The following is a 17,818-nucleotide window of genomic DNA, read 5'->3' on the forward strand; positions in this document are numbered from 1 at the left end:
GTACGGCATTTCAGACACTTGACACAGAAGCGAACAGGCACCGAACGGATTCGCGACGATGTAACGATTCACCGTGCGAGGCCGGTCGATGACGGTGTGTACTGTGCAGCGAGCGCCACACGGGAGGGGCCCGGGCTCCCCCCTGCCCCCCTGCCGCCCTACTCCCCCCTGGAAACCGATTCCATGATCGAATTACCGGAACTGGTGGCCGGTGGTCTCGCCGCCGGAACGCTCTCCGCGCTCGCCCTGGGCGGCGGCCTGCTCAGGTCCCGGCGCCAGAAGGCCGCGCTGCGGGCCGAGGTGACGGAACTGCGCGCCCGGCTGGAGGGCACCGAGGGCGCGTTCATCACCGAGGTCGAGCATCTCGCCGCCCGCCGGATGCCCGCGGCCGCGGCCCAGCTCGCCCACCCGCACCTGAAGGTGCCGGGCCCGGCCGGGCGGCACACGCCGGGGACCCCCGCCGGGATCGCGCTGGAGTACGTGCTCACCGCGCTGCGCGAGGAGCTGACCGCGCAGCGCACCCGGATCGACGCGGCCGCCCAGGCCGGACTGCGCGGCGCGACCAGAGAGATCCAGGCCGCCCTCTACCGGCTGCAGGACGCCCTGCGGGGGCTCCAGCAGCGCTACGACGACCCGGAGCTGGCGCAGACGCTGTTCACGCTGGACCACGAGAACGAGCAGTCGCTGCGGCGGGCGCAGGTCGCGGCGGTGGTGTGCGGGGCCTGGGTGGGGCTGGCCCGCGAGGAGTCCCACGTGGTGGACGCCGTCACCGGCGGCCTGGCCCGGCTCTCGGGCTACCACCGGGTACAGGTCAACAACCACCTGGAGCCGGGCACCGCCCTGGTGTCGCACGCGGTCGAGCCGGTCGCCATCATCGTCGCCGAACTCCTCGACAACGCACTGCGCCACTCGGCGCCGGACACCGCCGTCGTGGTCAATCTGGAGCACGTCCACCACGGGGTGTGCGTGACCGTCGACGACGCGGGCCTCGGCATGACGCAGGACGAACGGGCCCGCGCCCAGCGGCTGGTGGCGGGCAGCGACCCGATTCTGCTGACCGACCTCGGCGACCCGCCGCGCATGGGCCTGGCCGCGATCGGCCAGCTCACCCGCCAGTTCGACCTCAACGTCGACCTCTCCTCCCCTTCGCCGTACGGCGGGGTGCGGGCGGTGCTGCGGGTGGACACTCACCTGCTCGGCCGGATCGACCCGGGCGAACGGCCCCCCGCGGCCAGCGCGCCGCGGTCGACCCGGGAGCGCGCGGTGCGCGAGGAACCGGTGCGGGAGGCCGCGGTGCGCACGACGCCCGTGCGCGAAGAAGCCGTGCGCGAAGAAGCCCTGCGCGAAGAAGCCGTGCGCGAGACGCCCGTGCCCGAGGCACCCGCGCCCGCGGTCGGGCCGGACCGGTCCGAGGCCGTCGCCGGGCCGCCCCCGGACCGGTCCGGGACGGCCGCCGAGCACGGGCGCACCCCCGCTCCCGGCCGCGAGGACCCGGGTGACCCGGCTGGCCCGGGCGGTCTGCCGCAACGGCGCCGCCGTACCTCGGCCGCCGCTCCCGACGTGCCGCAGCCGCAGCCGGCCGCGCGCCGGCCCGAGGAGGCGGCGGCGGCGCTCGCGGCCCTGCAGTACGGCACCGCGGCGGCGCGGGCCCCCAAGCGGGCGAACGCGCCCGGACCCCAGCGGACCGACGACGAAGGAGGGACGGCCGGATGACCAGCCGCGAAGTGGGCGAGACGGCATGGGTGCTGGACCCCGTCCTGCAGGTGCCGCATGTACTGGCCGCCGTCCTGCTCACCCGGGACGGCCTCGCGACCGGTTACACGGACGGGCTGTCCCGGGCGAGTGCCGAGCGGGTCGCCGCGATCACCAGTACCGTGCAGGGCGCCTGCCGGGCCGCGGCGGCCGCGTTCGCCGACCGGGACCGGGCCGACGTACGGCAGGTGGTCATCGAGTCGGACCACGGGTACGTGCTGATCGTGCCGACCGACCACGGCACCTGTGTCGCCGCCTACGGCGACCCGGAGGTGCGCCTTGACCTGCTGGCGCACCGGGTGCACTCACAGGTGGCCCGGCTGGGCGAGAAGGCGATGGCGGCTTCGCCCAGAGGGTCCGACGGCGGCGCGCCGGCATGACCGGCCGCCGTGGCGGCCGTCCCCTGGTCCCCGCGTACCTGTCGACCGGCGGGGTGGCCCGGCCCAGCCGTCCGCACCTGGAACGGCTGACGGTGCTCACCCGTGCCGGGACTCCCCTGCCCGCCGGTCTGCCGGCGGCCGAACTGGCCCTGCTGGAGCTGCTGTCCGGCGGCGCGCTCACGGCGGTGGAGGCGGCGGCGCTGCTGCGGCTGCCGTTCTCCGCCGTGCGGGTGCTGGCCGCCGACCTCGTCGACCGGGACCTGGTTCTGGCCCGCGCGCCGATCCCGCCCGCCGAACGGTTCGACCCCGACCTGCTGAAGAGAGTGGCCGATGGCCTCCGCGCCCTCAAGCACCGGTGAGCTGCCCCGCGGGGGCGGCACCCATCTCCCCGACGGCGCCCGCGACCTGGTGAAGATCCTGGTCACCGGGCCGTTCGGGGTGGGCAAGACGACCCTGATCGACTCGGTGTCGGAGATCCGCCCGCTGCACACCGAGGAGCAGCTGACCGAGGCCTCCGTCCCCGTCGACGACCTCGACGGGGTGCGGGCGAAGGAGACCACGACCGTCGCCATCGACTTCGGGCGGATCAGCCTGTCCGGCGGGGTCGTGCTGTACCTGTTCGGGACACCGGGGCAGGACCGGTTCCGGACGCTGTGGGACGACATCTCCCACGGGGCGCTCGGCGCGCTGGTCCTGGTCGACAGCCGCCGCATCGACGCCTCCTTCGACGTGCTCGGCCTGGTGGAGGAGGCGGGGCTGCCGTACGCGGTCGCCTTCAACGCGTTCCCGGACGCGCCGAGCCACCACACGGGCGACCAGCTGCGCGCCGCCCTGGACCTGGCGCCGGGCACCCCGATGGTGACCTGCGACGCCCGGGACACGCACTCCTCGGTGGACGCGCTGCTCGCCCTCGTCCAGCATCTGATCGACGACCGGCCGGCGGAGGCCCGATGACCGCTCAGCAGTCCTTCACCGTCTCAGGTCCGGTACGGCTGTGGGAGGAGGGGTTCGCCCGCAACCCGCACGGCTACTACGCGGCCCTGCGTGCCCAGGGCCCGGTCGGCTGGGCGGAGCTCGCACCGGGCACCCCGGCGTACGTGGTCACCGAACGCCGTGCCGCCCTCGACGTGCTGCGGGACGTGGAGACGTTCTCGCACGACCCGCGGGACTGGGAGGCGACCGTCCCCGAGGACTCCCCGCTGCTCGGCATGATGCGCTGGCGGCCCAACGCCCTGTTCTCCGACGCCGACGCGCACATCCGCTACCGGACCACTCTGATCGACGTGTTCGACCTGATCGAGCCGCACGACCTGCGCCGGCTGGTGCACCGGGCGGTCCGGCTGCTGGTCGACCGGTTCGGGCCCAGGGGCGAGGCGGATCTCGTCACCGACTTCACCCGGCCCCTGATGGCCCTGGTCTTCAACAACCTGTTCGGGCTGCCGGACAGCCAGGGCGACCGGCTCAACGAGGGCCTGCTGAAGATGATGGAGGGCGGCGCGCAGGCGGCCGCGGGCGAGGCGGACTTCGCCGAGTACGTGCTGCGGCTGATCGCGGCCAAGGTGGCGGAGCCCGGTGAGGACCTGCCCAGCATGCTCCTGGACCATCCCGCCGGGCTGACCCCCGAGGAGGTCACCTGGCAGGTGTTCCTCACCCTCGGCGCCGGCTACGAGCCGAGCACGAACCTCGTCTCCAACGCGCTCTCCCGGATCCTCGGCAACCCGCTCTACTACTCCACGCTCACCAGCGGCGCCCGCCCGGTCATGGACGCGGTGATCGAGGTGCTCCACCACGAGACCCCGCTGGCCAACTACGGCATCTACTACGCCCGCAGGCCGGTCTCCTTCCACGGTGCGTGGGTGCGGCCCGCGGTCCCGGTGGTGGTCTCCTTCGGCGCGGTCGGCCTGTTCGCCGAACGAGAGGTGACCGGCGGCCGGCACGCGGCGGACGCCTCGCACCTGTCCTGGGGTGCCGGCCCGCACGCCTGTCCGGTCCGGCACCACGCGCTGCTCATCGCGACCGAGGCGATCGAGCAGCTGACGCTGTGGCTTCCCGACCTCGACCCGGTCCTGCCCCGCGAGAGGCTCAGCTGGCGGCCCGGCCCGTTCCACCGCTCGCTGACCTCACTGCCCGTCCGGTTCAGTCCCCGCTCCCCCGACCAGCCTGGAGAGTCGTCGTGACCGTCACCGACCGCATCGCTCTCGACCCGTTCGGCTCCGACATCCCGGCGGAGAGCGCGCGGCTGCGCGCCCTCGGCCCCGTCGTGCCCGTCGAACTGCCCGGCGGCATACCCGCCTGGGCGCCCACCGGCTACGACGTCCTGAAGGAACTCATCCTCGATCCCCGGGTCAGCAAGGACCCGCGCAAGCACTGGCGGCTCTGGCCCGAGATCGGCGAACACCCCTCCTGGGGCTGGGTGGTGAGCTGGATCGGCGTGGTGAACATGCTCTCCGCGTACGGCCCCGACCACACCCGGCTGCGCAAGCTGGTGGCGCCGAGCTTCACGCACCGCCGTACCGCGGCGATGCGGCCGCGGGTCGCGGCGATCGCCGCGGAACTGCTCGACGGGCTGGCGGCCGCGGGCGCCGACGGCTCGGTGGTGGACCTGCGGGCCGGTCTCGCACAGCCGCTGCCGATGCGGATGATCTGCGAACTGTTCGGGGTGCCCGACGAGATGCGGGACGACGCCGGGGCGCTGATCGCGGCCATCATGGACACCTCCGACCCGACCCCCGAGCACGCCGCGTTCGTGCAGGAGCGGATCGGGACCGTCCTCGGCGGGCTGATCGCGTACAAGGTGGAGCACCCCGGCGACGACATGACCACGGAGCTGATCCGGGTCCGCGACGAGGACGGCGACCGGCTCGGCGACGAGGAGCTGCTGTACACGCTGCTGCTGGTGATCGGCGCCGGGTTCGAGACCACGGTCAACCTGATCGGCAACGCGGCCGTGGCGCTGCTGACGGATCCGGCGCAGCTGGCGGCCGTGCGCACCGGGAAGGCCGGCTGGGACGCGGTGATCGACGAGACGCTGCGGGTGCATCCGTCCATCGCCTCGCTGCCGCTGCGGTTCGCGGTGAGCGACCTGAAGGTCGCGGGCGTCACCGTTCCGGCCGGGGACGCGATCATCACGACGTACGCGGCGGCCGGCGTGGACCCGGCGCACTACGGACCGGACGCGGCCGTGTTCGACGCGGCCCGGGGCGGCGACGACCACCTGGCGTTCGGGATTGGCGTGCACCGCTGCATCGGCGCGCCGCTGGCCCGGGCGGAGGCGCTGGCCGCGCTGCCCGCACTGTTCGAGCGGTTCCCGGGGCTGCGGCTGGCGGTCGGGGCGGACGAGCTGCGGCAGGTGCCGTCGTTCATCGCGTGCGGCTGGCAGGAGATCCCGGTACGGCTGGAGGCGTGAGCCGGCGTCGCGGGGGCGGTGGGACGAGAACGGCGGGGGCCTCGACCGGTCCCCCGTTCCGGTCGTGCCCCCGCGCATCGTGAACATACGTCCGGATCCGGCCGTTGGGTATCGCGCCGATGCCCGTTCGTACCTGCTGAGGGCTCACCCGTGCACAGGTGAGTCCGGTTGGCCCGGATTCGCCCGCAGCAGGGCGGGGGTGGCGAGGTCCCCGAGGGCGAGGTGGGCCAGCACCACCTCGTACAGGTCGGTGCCGGCGGCCAGCAGCTGGCGTTCCAGCACGGGTTCGGCGCCCCGGACGTGTTCGCGGACGGTCTGGGCGTGCACGCCCAGTTCCTGGGCGGCGCGTTCGGCGTTGCCGTCGGCGGCGATCCAGGCGCGCAGGGTGCCGCGCAGGTCGCGGCCGTCCCGGACCAGGCGGTCCAGCAGGTCGCGCGCCCAGGCGCGCAGCCCCGGACCGGCCAGCAGGTCGCCGAGGCGGACGGAGGACGGCCCCGGCAGCGTGGCGGCGAGTTCCTCCGTCAGGGCCGCCTGGGTGTTCAGGGCCAGGTGGGCGGTGGCCCGCACGGTGAGGTCGGAGAAGTCCGCGCCCAGCAGCGCCTCGACGCGGTCCATGCGGGCGCGCACGGTGTTGCGGCTGACGCCGAGCACCTTGCCCGCGCTGACGGCGGTGAACTCCAGACCGAGGCGGGTGGTCGCGAGGAGTTCCGCGCGGGTGTGGTGGGGCAGGGTGTCCAACGGCCGCAGCACGGCGGCGGACCAGGCGTGCAGCGCGCCCGGGTCCATCAGCCGCTCCGGATGGGTGCGTTCCGCGTAGACGGCGGTCTGGCCGGGGCGGAACCGGGCGACGGCGAGCGCGCTGACGGCCTGGCCGTAGGCGGTGGCCGTCTGGGCCAGGTTCTGCCGGACGCTGCCGCCGAGGAAGGTGCCGGGGCGGTCACCGACGAGCGAACGCAGCCGCTCGGCCGTCGCGGGCGCGGGACTGAGGACGATGACGTGGCCGTCCATCGCGGGGCAGCGCACGACGAGGGCCTGGCCGCGGGTCACGACCAGGCAGTCCTCGGCGAGGGCGTCGCGTTCCGCCGGGTGCCCCTCGACGATGTAGACGCAGGCGCTGTCGGTGTCGAGGAGTCCGGGCCACAGGCCGGCCGCGACGCGGCGGGCGGAGACGGTGTCCTCCACCATCAGGAGCTGCAGAATGGCCAGGCGCAGGTCGGCGGTGGCCCGCCTCAGCCGGTGCCCGGCGGCCGTCAGCTCCCTTTCGCGCAACAGGAGTTCGACGACTCCGGCGGTGTGGGTGACGATCTCCGCGGCGCGCCGGTCGAAGGGTGCCGCGCGGGCCACGGCGAGCAGTGCGGCGGCGGCCGGACGGGGTTCGGGAGTACGGACCGCGACCAGCCGCAGGTGGCGGTCGCCGTCCTGGACGGCGGCGGCGGAGATCCGTCCGGTGGTCACGTCGGCCGCGAGATCCGGATCGAGGCAGACCGGGGTGCCGGCGAGCAGGGTGCCGTCGGCGGCCTGGAGGCAGACGGTCCCCTGCACCGCGGCGGCGAGCCAGTCGACGACCCGGCGCGGGTCGCGGGCGCCGGGGCGCAGATGGTCGAGGAGCCGCTCGGCCCAGCCGTCGCCGTGGAGTGCCGGGTGCCGCGGGCCCTCGCCTGCTCGGCCTGCCATCTCACCCTGCCCCTCGTCCCTCGCGTCGGCCTCGGTCCACGGACGTTACCCGATGGCCGAAGCCCCGTCCCGACCAGCGGGCAGGGCTCCGTCGGCGGCCCTCGGGGGAAGGGCCGCCGACGGAGAAGCCTCACCCGGGACCGGGGGGAGGGTCCCGGGGTGGCTGAGTCTTCAGGTGCCCGGGAATCCACGGACCATGCACACCAATTTTCGGCCCGCCCGCATCCCGCTACGAGGCCGGCGCCCCGAAGGGGCACGGGGAACGGCGCGACCAGCCACGACGGCGCCGCAGCCGGATCACGGCATGTCCCGGCACCTCCGGCCGAGCGCCCCGCCCGGCCGGAACTCGCCGTACGGCATAAGCTCGGCGGATGGCGAAGTACTTCGACGTGCACCCCGACAACCCGCAGCCGCGCAGCATCTCGCAGATCGCCGACGCGGTCCGCTCGGGGGCGCTCATCGCATATCCGACGGACTCCTGCTACGCGCTGGGCTGCCAGCTCGGCAGCCGGGACGGCATCGACCGGATCCGGTCCATCCGGCATCTGGACGACCGGCACCACTTCACGCTGATGTGCCGGGACTTCGCGCAGCTCGGCCAGTTCGTGCGCGTCGACAACGACGTGTTCCGGGCCGTGAAGGCGTCGACGCCCGGCAGCTACACCTTCATCCTCCCGGCGACCCGGGAGGTGCCCCGCAAGCTGCTGCACCCGAAGAAGAAGACCGTCGGCGTCCGCATCCCCGACCACGTGGTCACCCAGGCGCTGCTGGCGGAGATGGGCGAGCCGCTGCTGTCCAGCACCCTGCTGCTGCCGGACGAGAAGGAGCCGCTGACCCAGGGCTGGGAGATCAAGGACCGGCTGGACCACCAGGTGGACGCGGTGGTCGACTCCGGGGAGTGCGGCACCGAGCCGACCACGGTCATCGACTTCTCCAGCGGCGAGGCGGTGATCGTCCGCCGGGGTGCGGGCGACACCTCCCGCTTCGAGTGAACTCGACGATCCCCCGTCCGCGGCTCTCTCACCCTCGCGTGCCACGATGATCGTGACATGCCGCGCCGGGTGTCCCCCCACCCCGACGCCGACTCCACAGAGAGGCACTTGCGCCATGACCCCCGTACAGGGAACCGACGTGGACCTCACCACCGAGGATGGCGTCGCAGACGCCTACCTGGCCCACCCCGCCGACGGACTCCCCCACCCGGGCGTGCTCCTGTACCAGGACGCCTACGGGATCCGTCCGCACCTGAAGTCGATGGCGGACCGGCTCGCCGGCGCGGGCTACACGGTCCTGCTCCCGAACGTCTTCTACCGCAGCGGCCGCACGCCGGTCATCGACCTCCCCGAGTTCATCGACCCCTCGGCGGACCCGACGATCTGGCAGCGGATCACGCCGATCATGATGTCGCTGACGCCCGAGCTCAGCGACCGCGACTCGGCCGCGTACCTGAACTGGCTGGCCGAGAGCCCGCTGGTGGCCGACGGGCCGGTGGCGATCACCGGTTACTGCATGGGCGCCCGGCTGGCCGTGCGCACCGCCGCGGCGTTCCCGGACCGGGTGGCGGCCGCGGGCGGCTTCCACGGCGGCCGGATGGTCACCGACGACGCGGACAGCCCGCACCTGCTGGCCGACCGGATCACCGCGGAGCTGTACTTCGGTTTCGCGGACCAGGACCAGTCGATGACGGAGGAGCAGATCGCCACCTTCGAGGCGGCGCTCACCGCGGCCGGGGTGCGCAACACCTGCGAGATCTACCGGGGCGCCGACCACGGATACACGCAGGCCGACACCCCGGCCTACTCCGCCGAGGCCGACGAGCGGCACTGGTCCGCGCTGCTCGACCTGCTGAAGCGCGCCTTCTGATCAATCCGCTCGTCCGATCCCGGGGGCCCGCCTGTCGGCGGGCCCCCGATTTCGTCCACGTTGTTGACATGGACCCGACCGACCGCCAACCTGAGAGCGCTCTCAGAACTGGTCCGGACCAATTCCCGGGCCAACCCCGACCCCACACGGAGGTGGAGAGTGCGCACAGGACTCGTACGCCGGGCGCTGCCGCTCACGGCCGCGGCGGCACTGATCGGCGGGGTGCTCACCCTGGGCACGCCGGCACCGGCCGGGGCGGCCGTGCCGGACACCATCCCCCTGAAGATCACCAACAACTCCGGCCGCGGCGACCAGGTCTACCTCTACGACCTCGGCACCCAGCTCTCCTCGGGACAGCAGGGCTGGGCCGACGCGAACGGCACCTTCCACGCCTGGCCGGCCGGCGGCAACCCGCCGACCCCGGCGCCGGACGCCTCGATCGCGGGCCCGGCGGCGGGCCAGTCGAAGACGATCCGGATCCCGAAGTTCTCGGGCCGGATCTACTTCTCCTACGGCCAGAAGCTCGACTTCAGGCTGACCACCGGCGGTCTGGTGCAGCCCGCGGTGCAGAACCCGACCGACCCCAACCGGAACATCCTCTTCAACTGGTCCGAGTACACACTGAACGACTCGGGTCTGTGGATCAACAGCACCCAGGTGGACATGTTCTCGGTGCCGTACGCGGTCGGGGTGCAGCGCTCCGACGGCAGCACGGCGAGCACCGGGCACCTCAAGTCGGGCGGCTACAACGGTGTCTTCAGCGCCCTGCGCGGTCAGTCGGGCGGCTGGGCCAACCTGGTCCAGACCCGCTCCGACGGCACCGTGCTCCGCGCGCTCTCCCCGCTGTACGGTGTGGAGACGGGGGCGCTCGCCTCGACCGTCATGGACGACTACGTCAACCGGGTCTGGTCGAAGTACGCGACGTCGACCCTGACCGTCACGCCGTTCGCCGACCAGCCCAACACCAAGTACTTCGGCCGGGTCTCGGGGAACGTCATGAACTTCACCAACTCGGCCGGCGCGGTGGTGACGACTTTCCAGAAGCCGGACGCGAACAGCGTCTTCGGCTGCCACAACCTGCTCGACGCGCCGAACGACCTGGTGCGCGGGCCGATCTCGCGCACCCTCTGCGCGGGCTTCAACCGGTCCACCCTGCTGACGAGTTCGAACCAGCCGGACACCAACCCGGCCGACTTCTACAAGGACTCGGTGACCAACCAGTACGCGCGCGCCGTGCACGCCCAGATGGCCGACGGCAAGGCGTACGCCTTCGCCTTCGACGACGTGGGCAACCAGGAGTCCCTGGTCAACGACGGCAACCCGCAGCAGGCCTACCTCACCCTGGACCCGCTGAGCTGACCGCTGACCCGCGCGAGTGTCCCGCACCCGGCTCGCGGGTGCGGGACACTCGGCTGCCGTGCGTCAGCCGGTGGTGACGGCGGTGTCGTCGACCACGAAGCTGGTCTGGAGCGAGGAGTCCTCGACACCGCTGAACTTCAGGGTGACGGTCGAGCCCGCGTACGACCCGAGGCTGAAGGACTTCTGCACGTACCCGGAAGCCTTGTTGAGGTTGGAGTACGTGGCCAGGGTGGTCGAACCGGCGGTGACCGTCAGCTTGTCGTACTGGGTGCTGGTGGTGGTCTCGGCCGTGTCGACGTGCAGGTAGAAGGTGAACGTGGTGGCGGTGCAGCCGGACGGGATCGTCACCGACTGGGACAGCGTGTCGGTGTGGGTCGATCCGTAGCCGTCGAGCCACGCCTTGTAGGAGCCGGTACGGGCCGCCTCGCCGCTGTCGGTGGTGATGACACCGCTGGACGCGGTCCAGGTGGTGTTGCCCGACTCGAAGCCCGGGTTGCCGAGCAGCTGGGTCGAGGTGCAGGTGCCCCCGCCGCCGCTGGAACTGACGGTCCAGGTGAAGGAGGCGGTGCCGGTGGCGCCCGTCGAGTCGGTCACCGTGACGGTGGTGCTGTAGGTGCCGGCCGTCGTGGGTGTGCCGGTGACGGCCCCGGTGGAGCTGTTGATCGAGAGGCCGGTGGGCAGCCCGGTCGCCGCATAGGACAGCGAGCCGCTGTTGGTGCTGCTCGCCGATATCTGCAGGCTCACCGCGGTGCCGACGGTCGAGGACTGGCTGCCGGGGTTGGTGACCGTGACGCCCGAGGTGGGCACGGTGATGTGGCTGCCGACGTTGATGCCGGCGAACGCGTTGCCGACACCCGCGTACTGGGTGGAGCTGGTGCCGTAGAGCGCCGCGGCCGCGTTCAGGGCGGCGGTGCGGGCCGCGGCGTAGTTGGTGCTCGACGTCATGTACGTCGTCAGCGCCTTGTACCAGATCTGCAGCGCCGCGGCCCGGCCGATGCCGGCGACGGCGACGCCGTCGGAGGTCGGGCTGTTGTAGGTGACGCCGTTGATGGTCTTGCTGCCGCTGCCCTCGGACAGCAGGTAGAACATGTGGTTCGCCGGGCCCGACGAGTAGTGCACGTCGAGGTTGCCCACCCCGGAGTACCAGCTGTCGGCCGACGAGCCGTCCTTGCTCGGCTTGTCCATGTAACGCAGCGGCGAGCCGTCGCCGTTGATGTTGATCTTCTCGCCGATGAGGTAGTCGCCGACGTCGGAGGAGTTGTTGGCGTAGAACTCCACGCCGGTGCCGAAGATGTCGGAGGTCGCCTCGTTCAACCCGCCCGACTCACCGGTGTAGTTGAGCCCGGCGGTGTTCGACGTGACGCCGTGGCTCATCTCGTGGCCGGCCACGTCGAGCGCGGTCAGGGCGTGGGTGCCGCCGGAGCCGTCGCCGTAGGTCATGCAGAAGCAGGAGTCGTCCCAGAACGCGTTGACGTAGTTGCTGCTGTAGTGGACCCGGGAGTAGGCCGCGACGCCGTCGTTCTTGATGCCGCTGCGCCCGAAGGTGTTCTTGTAGAAGTCCCAGGTCATCTGGGCGCCGTAGGCCGCGTCGGCGCCGGCCGTCTGGGTGTTGGAGCCGGATCCGGTGCCCCAGACGTCGTCGGAGTCGGTCATCAGGGTGCCGGTGCCCGACGTGCCGTTGTTGAGGCTGTACGTCTTGTGGCCGCCACGTGTGGTGTCGTACAGCTGGTACGTCGAACCCGACAGCGTCGTGTTCAGGGTGACCGTGCCGCTGTACTGGGTGTTGCCGGTGCCGGTCTGGACGGCCTGGTAGCGGTAGAGCTCCTTGCCGGTGGTGGCGTCCGTGACGACGTGCAGCTTGCTGGGCGTGCCGTCGTCCTGGAAGCCGCCGACCACGGTCTCCCAGGCGAGCTTCGGGGTGCCGCTGCCGGCCCAGATCACCTTGCGGGCACTGTCGGCCACGGGCTTCCGGGCGTCGAGGGCCCTTGCGGTCCTGAGCGCCTTGGTCTGGGCGGCGGACTTGCTGTAGGCCGCGCTGACCGTGGGCACCGCGATGGTGTGCCTGTTGTTGTTGAAGGTCGTGCTCACGGTGCCGGCCGCGAGGGAGGCGGGTGGCGTGTGCACGATCAGGTCGCCGCCGAGGACCGGCAGACCGTCGAAGGTTCGCTCGTACCGTGTGTGCACGGTGCCGTCGTTGTCCTTGACGACATCCTTGACGACCAGTTTCTCCTTGGCACCGAGGCCGATGGTGCGGGCGGTCGCGGCGGTCTTCTGCTGGGCGCTCCTGAGCAGCGCGCCGTGCTGGGCGGGGGTCAGCTCGGCCTCCACGCCGCCGGTGCGCAAGGGGCTGGGGTGGGGGCTGGCGGGCTTGGCGTTCGCCGGGACCGACTGGATGCCGACGGCGAGGAAGGCCGCGGTGGAGACCAGGGCGGCTCCTACCGTGGCCCGTCTGTGGGGAAGACGTCTCACTCGTACTCCTCCTGCTGCGGCCGCCGGGTCGCGGCCGGTGACAGACCGGGCAGACGGGGATGTGCTGTCCGGGAAGAGCTGAGCTGTGCGGGAACCGGGATCCGGGGACCGGGGTGCGTGATCCGTGATCCGTGGACACGCCGGGGAGAAAGCGTGTGTTGAGCGAGGATTCCAGATTTGACCCGCGCATGTCAGCCACGCCGAGGTCGTTCGAGGGTTTTCCCTATGCGCGGCGGTGCGGCCCCCGCCGAGATCCGGCGAGGCCGTGCCGGCCCCCGTGGACGACCGGCCCCGGGCCGTGCCGACCAGCCCGAGCCGCACCGACCCGCCCGATTTATCCTGGTTCAGCAGAGCTGCGGCAGCCTCGCGCCCCCGGACCGGGCGTCGGCAGCTCCCACCCCCGAGGAAGGGGCTCACGCATGCGGGTCTTCATCGTCGGCACGGGCAACATGGCGGGCGGTATTGCCACCCGGGCCCTGGCGGGCGGCCACTCGGTCCGGCTGGTCGGCACGGATCCGGCCAAGGCCATGACACTCGTCGACGCCCTGGGCGAGCGGACGCCGGGGGCGGATGTGGCCCCCGCGGTGCCGGACGCGGTCGGATCGGCGGACGTGGTGGTGCTGGCCGTGCCGTTCGACGCGGCCAAGGAGGTCGTGACCGAGTACGGGGACCGGCTCGCCGGGAAGACCGTCGTCGACATCTCCAATCCCGTGGACTTCTCGACCTTCGACTCACTGACGGTGCCCGCGGACAGCTCCGGCGCGCAGCAGCTGGCCGAGGCCGCCGCGCCGGGCACGCATCTGGTGAAGGCCTTCAACACCACGTTCGCCGGCTCGCTCGTCGCGGGCGAGGTCGGCGGGCTCCCGCTGGACGTGTTCATCGCCGGCGACAACGTCGCGGCCCGCGACCAGGTGGCCGAGCTGGTCTCCTCGGGCGGCCTCAATCCGGTGGTCGTCGGCGGACTGCGGCACGCCCGGGAGCTGGAGGGCATGCAGCTGCTGCACATGGCCCTGCAGACCCGGCCCGGGGGGCACGGCTGGATGAGCGCGATCAAGATCGTCGCGCCCTGAGCTCCCCGGACCCGTCCGCGCCACGACCGGACACCGGCCCTGCGGCGGCGGTGCCGGTCCCTGGTTCCCGAGAGGCAGCCGGCGTCCCGGTGAACGCCCCCGCGCACGCCCCCGGCGCGTAGTACCTTCCCTTACAACAGCCGTGACTCTGGGGGGAGTTGCACACATGCACGGCACGACGGACGGTTTCCACTACGGCGCGTTGACTCCGGTCGCCGCCTATCTGACGGCCTGTCTGGGCGGGGCGCTGGGGCTGCGCTGCATCGTCAGGTCGCTGTACCACCACGGCGCGTCGTGGCGGCCCGGCTGGCTCGCCCTGGGGGCGGCCTCGATCGGCTGCGGCATCTGGACGATGCACTTCGTCGCGATGATCGGCTTCCATGTCCGGGAGACCACGATCCGCTACGACGTGGGCCTGACCCTGCTCAGCCTCGTGGTGGCGATCCTGGTGGTCGGCATCGGCGTCTTCGCGGTCGGCTACCGGGGCGCCACCGCGGGGACGCTGTGGACGGCGGGCGTCATCACCGGTCTCGGCGTGGCCGCCATGCACTACCTGGGCATGGCCGCGCTCCGCCTTGACGGAACGATTCACTACGACCCGGTCACGGTCGGCCTCTCCGTGCTGATCGCGATCGCCGCGGCGACGGCTGCGCTGTGGGCGGCCGTGTCGGTGCGGGGGTTCGCGGCGAGCCTGGGCGCGAGTCTGGTGATGGGCCTCGCGGTGTCCGGCATGCACTACACCGCCATGGCGGCCGTGAGCGTCGACGTACATCCCGCGTCCGCCACCTCCTGGTCGAGTGCGTCACCCACCTCGCTGCTGCTGCCCATGCTGCTCGGCCCGATCATGTTCCTGCTGCTGGCCGGGGTGGTGGTGATGTTCGACCCGCTGCTGGTCCTGGGCGAAGGGGACTGGAACCGGCGGGCGCCGGCGGAAAGCGGTCCCCGGCCGGCCGCGTCGGTGGAGGCGGCGCGCTCACGCCCGCAGGGCCGGCGCACCACGCACACCCCCCGGCGCCACGGCGGCCGCCCGCCGCACCAGGCACCCGGCGGAACAGGCAGGCGCGCCGACCGGCCCGCACCCGGCGGCGCCGGCCGGTTCGGCACCCCCGGCCGCCCGGCCCCCGGTCCGCAGGGCCCGTACGGCGCGCCCTCGAACCCCTACGAATGGTGACCGGTCCGGCCCGAACCCCCGTCCCGCAGCCATCCGTTGATCGTTGTACGGTTCCCGCGTGTCTGACTCCTCACGCGATACCGCAGAAGGCGCCGGCTGGGGCGAGGCCGAGCGCGGCGCCTACCGCCAACTGATGCCGGACCATGTCGAGAAGCTGTTCTGGTTCAGCCCGAGGACCCTGTGGGCCGCCCGCAACGGTGTGCTGGCCTCCTGGTTCGGCGACCCGACCGGCCGTACCCGAAGCCGTTGGGTGGCGCAGCGGGCGGCTGCCGGGGCGCCCGCCGACAAGCTGATCCGGCGTCATGAGGCGGACCGGTTCTCGTTCATGGTGATCGGCGACACCGGTGAGGGCGACGCCTCCCAGTACGCCGTCGTGCCGGGGTTCCTGAAGGCGAGTCAGGACACCGACTTCGCGGTGATCGCGAGCGACGTGATCTACCCGGTCGGCGCCACCGACGACTACGGCACCAAGTTCTTCCGCCCGTACCGGGACTATCCGGCGCCGATCTACGCGATACCCGGCAACCACGACTGGTACGAGGACCTCGGCGCGTTCATGCGCGTCTTCTGCGACGACACCGCGGCGCTGCCGGCCGAACCGCGGCCGCGCCCGCTCACCCGCGCCTGGTGGCGCGCCCTGCTGTGGCACCGCCCGCGTCCGGCGGACGAGCAGCTCCTGGCCGAGGCACGGAAGTTGCGCGGGCAGCAGGAGCAGGCGGCCGTGCAGCCGGGGCCGTACTGGGCGATCGACGCCGGGCCGGTCCGCATCGTCGGCATCGACACCGGCCTGCTCGGCACCATCGACGCAGAACAGGGCGCCTGGCTGCGGGAGGTGTCCCGGGGGCCGCGTCCGAAGATCCTCGTCACCGGCTCCCCGTTGTACGTGGACGCCGAGCACCACCCGTGCGCGATCGAGGGCGGCGGCACGGTCGACGACATCGTCCGCGACCCGGCCCACCACTACGTGGCGGCGATCGGCGGCGACATCCACAACTACCAGCGCTACCCCGTCGACGTGAACGGGCGCACCATCCAGTACGTGGTCGCGGGCGGCGGCGGTGCCTTCATGCACGCGACCCACACCATCCCCCCGGTGTCGGTCGCGAACGTCACCGAGGACGACTTCCGCTGCTATCCGCTGCGCGGCGACTCGCTCGCCTTCTACAGCAGGCTGTACGGCCGCCGGCTGCGGCTCCGCCGCTTCTTCGCGCTCACCGAGGCGCAGGCGACGGCCGTGATCGCCGAGCGCCTCGGCATCAGGCCCGGCCGGACGCCGGCCGAGGACACCCGGATCACCTGGCGCGCCCGCCTGGTGGCGACCCTGCTGGGCGCCGGCAGCAGCCGGGACCGCGGGCCGCGCTTCCGGCTGCCCGTGAAGAAGATCTACACCCAGCTGTTCTCCCCCGGCTCGGCCACCTACAGCCCGCCCTTCTTCAAGTGCTTCCTGCGCCTCGACGTCACCCCGGAGGCGGTACGGCTGCGCTGTTTCGCCGCCACCGGGAACCGCCCGCAGGAGCTGGACCCGCCGGTCGAGGACGAGGTCACCATCCCGCTGCGCTGATCCGAAGCCGATCACACTCCCGCAATGTTCGGGTGCCACAATCGGGGCAGAACTGACGTACGACCGCTGGAGGACCCGTGCCGTCCACCCCCCGTCCCCTGCGCAGACTGGGCTTCCTCACCATCGGCCTGTTCGACGGCGCGGATCCGGGCCGGGGGCACCAGTCCACGCTGGAGATCATCGAGCTGGGCGAGCGGCTGGGCTTCGACAGCGCGTGGGTACGCCACCGGCACCTCCAGTACGGCATTTCGTCGCCGGTCGCCGTGCTCGCGGCGGCCTCGCAGCGCACCAGCCGGATCGAGCTGGGCACCGCGGTGATCCCGCTGGGCTGGGAGAACCCGCTGCGGCTCGCCGAGGACCTGGCGACCGTCGACCTCCTGTCCGGCGGCCGCCTCAACCCCGGGGTGAGCGTGGGCCCGCCCATGCACTACGAGCACGTCAAGGCGGCTCTCTACCCGGACACGGCCGATGTCGAGGACTTCAGCTACGAGCGGGTGCGGCGGCTCCTCGACTTCGTCCGGGGCAAGCCGGCCACCGACTTCAGCGGGGTGGAGGGCTTCGAGGTGTTCTCCGACGTCGTCCAGCCGCACTCCGCCGGGCTCGGGCGGCGCCTCTGGTACGGCGGCGGCAGCCTCGGTTCGGCCCGCTGGGCGGGCGAGCACGGCATGAACTTCCTGACCAGCAGCGTCGTACGGGCCGGGGACGAGGCGGACGCGTACGACTTCGCGGAGATCCAGCTCTCGCACATCCGTGAGTTCCGCGCCCGTCACCCGGACGGCGAGGCGGCCCGGGTCTCCCAGGGCCTGGTCGTCATCCCCACCGACTCCGCAACGCCCGAGCAGCGCGCCAGGTACGAGGCCTACGCGGCCAAGCGGCTGCCCCGCACTTCCGTCCCACAGGGTCCTGGCCGGCTGCTGTTCGCGCCGGACATCGTCGGCACCTCGGCGGAGATCGTCGGACAACTGCACGCGCACGCCGCGTTCCGCGAGGTCGACGAGGTGGCCTTCGCCCTGCCGTTCACCTTCGAGCACGAGGACTACGTACAGATCCTCACCGACATGGCGACCCGCCTGGGCCCTGCTCTCGGCTGGCGCCCGGCGGCCACCGCCTGAG

At 72.4% G+C, this 17,818-nt stretch carries 15 protein-coding genes; 13 read left to right on the forward strand and 2 right to left on the reverse strand.

The annotated features are described in order from the left end of the window. The first annotated feature begins 183 nt into the window (after positions 1 to 183). From BLW82_RS02065 to BLW82_RS02090, 6 genes are read left to right on the forward strand one after another with little or no spacing between them, the layout of a single operon-like run. The gene (locus BLW82_RS02065; protein ID WP_107408490.1) at positions 184 to 1,713 is read left to right on the forward strand and encodes an ATP-binding protein; all 1,530 of its coding nucleotides are present in this window, start codon (positions 184 to 186) and stop codon (positions 1,711 to 1,713) included. Beyond that, a complete protein-coding gene (locus BLW82_RS02070; RefSeq protein WP_093497177.1) occupies positions 1,710 to 2,132 on the forward strand; it encodes a roadblock/LC7 domain-containing protein in 423 nt (140 codons plus the stop codon). Before BLW82_RS02065 ends, BLW82_RS02070 begins: the two co-directional genes overlap by 4 nt. Further along, entirely contained in the window at positions 2,129 to 2,491 is a 363-nt protein-coding gene (locus BLW82_RS02075) for a DUF742 domain-containing protein (protein WP_093497178.1), read from the forward strand. The genes BLW82_RS02070 and BLW82_RS02075 overlap by 4 nt, the downstream gene beginning before the upstream one ends. Then, positions 2,463 to 3,086 (forward strand): GTP-binding protein, encoded by a 624-nt coding sequence (locus tag BLW82_RS02080; protein ID WP_093497179.1) that lies wholly within the window; start codon positions 2,463 to 2,465, stop codon positions 3,084 to 3,086. Before BLW82_RS02075 ends, BLW82_RS02080 begins: the two co-directional genes overlap by 29 nt. After that, positions 3,083 to 4,309 (forward strand): cytochrome P450 family protein, encoded by a 1,227-nt coding sequence (locus BLW82_RS02085; protein ID WP_093497180.1) that lies wholly within the window; start codon positions 3,083 to 3,085, stop codon positions 4,307 to 4,309. Before BLW82_RS02080 ends, BLW82_RS02085 begins: the two co-directional genes overlap by 4 nt. Next, complete coding sequence (locus tag BLW82_RS02090; protein ID WP_093497181.1) at positions 4,306 to 5,538, forward strand: cytochrome P450 family protein; 1,233 nt, start codon at positions 4,306 to 4,308, stop codon at positions 5,536 to 5,538. Before BLW82_RS02085 ends, BLW82_RS02090 begins: the two co-directional genes overlap by 4 nt. Positions 5,539 to 5,682: 144 nt before the next feature. On the opposite strand, the gene BLW82_RS02095 is transcribed toward BLW82_RS02090, so the two are convergent. After that, positions 5,683 to 7,212 (reverse strand): helix-turn-helix domain-containing protein, encoded by a 1,530-nt coding sequence (locus tag BLW82_RS02095; protein ID WP_093497182.1) that lies wholly within the window; start codon positions 7,210 to 7,212, stop codon positions 5,683 to 5,685. Positions 7,213 to 7,583: 371 nt separating this feature from the next. Between BLW82_RS02095 and BLW82_RS02100 the strand changes: the two genes are divergently transcribed. The 3 genes from BLW82_RS02100 to BLW82_RS02110 all read left to right on the forward strand — a co-directional run bounded on the left by BLW82_RS02100 (position 7,584) and on the right by BLW82_RS02110 (position 10,434). Beyond that, positions 7,584 to 8,204 carry an L-threonylcarbamoyladenylate synthase gene (locus BLW82_RS02100; RefSeq protein ID WP_177232802.1) on the forward strand — a complete coding sequence of 207 codons (621 nt, stop codon included), beginning with the start codon at positions 7,584 to 7,586 and terminating at the stop codon, positions 8,202 to 8,204. 115 nt (positions 8,205 to 8,319) lie between these two features. Beyond that, the gene (locus BLW82_RS02105) at positions 8,320 to 9,075 is read left to right on the forward strand and encodes a dienelactone hydrolase family protein (RefSeq protein WP_093497183.1); all 756 of its coding nucleotides are present in this window, start codon (positions 8,320 to 8,322) and stop codon (positions 9,073 to 9,075) included. 159 nt (positions 9,076 to 9,234) lie between these two features. Next, complete coding sequence (locus tag BLW82_RS02110) at positions 9,235 to 10,434, forward strand: glycoside hydrolase family 64 protein (RefSeq protein WP_093497184.1); 1,200 nt, start codon at positions 9,235 to 9,237, stop codon at positions 10,432 to 10,434. A 63-nt stretch (positions 10,435 to 10,497) separates the two neighbouring features. On the opposite strand, the gene BLW82_RS02115 is transcribed toward BLW82_RS02110, so the two are convergent. After that, positions 10,498 to 12,903 (reverse strand): M4 family metallopeptidase, encoded by a 2,406-nt coding sequence (locus tag BLW82_RS02115; RefSeq protein WP_093497185.1) that lies wholly within the window; start codon positions 12,901 to 12,903, stop codon positions 10,498 to 10,500. Between the two features lie 419 nt (positions 12,904 to 13,322). Here BLW82_RS02115 and BLW82_RS02120 point away from each other — a divergent pair, with 419 nt between their 5' ends. The 4 genes from BLW82_RS02120 to BLW82_RS02135 all read left to right on the forward strand — a co-directional run bounded on the left by BLW82_RS02120 (position 13,323) and on the right by BLW82_RS02135 (position 17,817). Further along, positions 13,323 to 13,973, forward strand: coding sequence for an NADPH-dependent F420 reductase (locus tag BLW82_RS02120; protein WP_093497186.1), 651 nt, complete (start codon positions 13,323 to 13,325; stop codon positions 13,971 to 13,973). 166 nt (positions 13,974 to 14,139) lie between these two features. Beyond that, positions 14,140 to 15,144: an MHYT domain-containing protein gene (locus BLW82_RS02125; RefSeq protein WP_093497187.1), complete on the forward strand. Its 1,005-nt coding sequence runs from the start codon at positions 14,140 to 14,142 to the stop codon at positions 15,142 to 15,144. Between the two features lie 58 nt (positions 15,145 to 15,202). Next, on the forward strand, positions 15,203 to 16,705 hold the full coding sequence (locus BLW82_RS02130; RefSeq protein WP_093497188.1) for a metallophosphoesterase family protein: 1,503 nt from the start codon (positions 15,203 to 15,205) through the stop codon (positions 16,703 to 16,705). Positions 16,706 to 16,782: 77 nt separating this feature from the next. Continuing rightward, the gene (locus BLW82_RS02135) at positions 16,783 to 17,817 is read left to right on the forward strand and encodes an LLM class flavin-dependent oxidoreductase (RefSeq protein ID WP_093497189.1); all 1,035 of its coding nucleotides are present in this window, start codon (positions 16,783 to 16,785) and stop codon (positions 17,815 to 17,817) included. Position 17,818: the final 1 nt, after the last annotated feature.

The organism is Streptomyces sp. Ag109_O5-10, from assembly GCF_900105755.1.
Lineage (GTDB): Bacteria > Actinomycetota > Actinomycetes > Streptomycetales > Streptomycetaceae > Streptomyces.

Excerpts from the sequence above, each read along its gene's own strand:
- BLW82_RS02100 (WP_177232802.1), top strand. The coding sequence starts at position 7,584 with ATGGCGAAGTACTTCGACGTGCACCCCGACAACCCGCAGCCGCGCAGC.
- BLW82_RS02065 (WP_107408490.1), top strand. The coding sequence starts at position 184 with ATGATCGAATTACCGGAACTGGTGGCCGGTGGTCTCGCCGCCGGAACG.
- BLW82_RS02075 (WP_093497178.1), top strand. The coding sequence starts at position 2,129 with ATGACCGGCCGCCGTGGCGGCCGTCCCCTGGTCCCCGCGTACCTGTCG.
- BLW82_RS02080 (WP_093497179.1), top strand. The coding sequence starts at position 2,463 with ATGGCCTCCGCGCCCTCAAGCACCGGTGAGCTGCCCCGCGGGGGCGGC.
- BLW82_RS02105 (WP_093497183.1), top strand. The coding sequence starts at position 8,320 with ATGACCCCCGTACAGGGAACCGACGTGGACCTCACCACCGAGGATGGC.
- BLW82_RS02120 (WP_093497186.1), top strand. The coding sequence starts at position 13,323 with ATGCGGGTCTTCATCGTCGGCACGGGCAACATGGCGGGCGGTATTGCC.
- BLW82_RS02095 (WP_093497182.1), bottom strand. The coding sequence starts at position 7,212 with ATGGCAGGCCGAGCAGGCGAGGGCCCGCGGCACCCGGCACTCCACGGC.
- BLW82_RS02085 (WP_093497180.1), top strand. The coding sequence starts at position 3,083 with ATGACCGCTCAGCAGTCCTTCACCGTCTCAGGTCCGGTACGGCTGTGG.
- BLW82_RS02125 (WP_093497187.1), top strand. The coding sequence starts at position 14,140 with ATGCACGGCACGACGGACGGTTTCCACTACGGCGCGTTGACTCCGGTC.
- BLW82_RS02070 (WP_093497177.1), top strand. The coding sequence starts at position 1,710 with ATGACCAGCCGCGAAGTGGGCGAGACGGCATGGGTGCTGGACCCCGTC.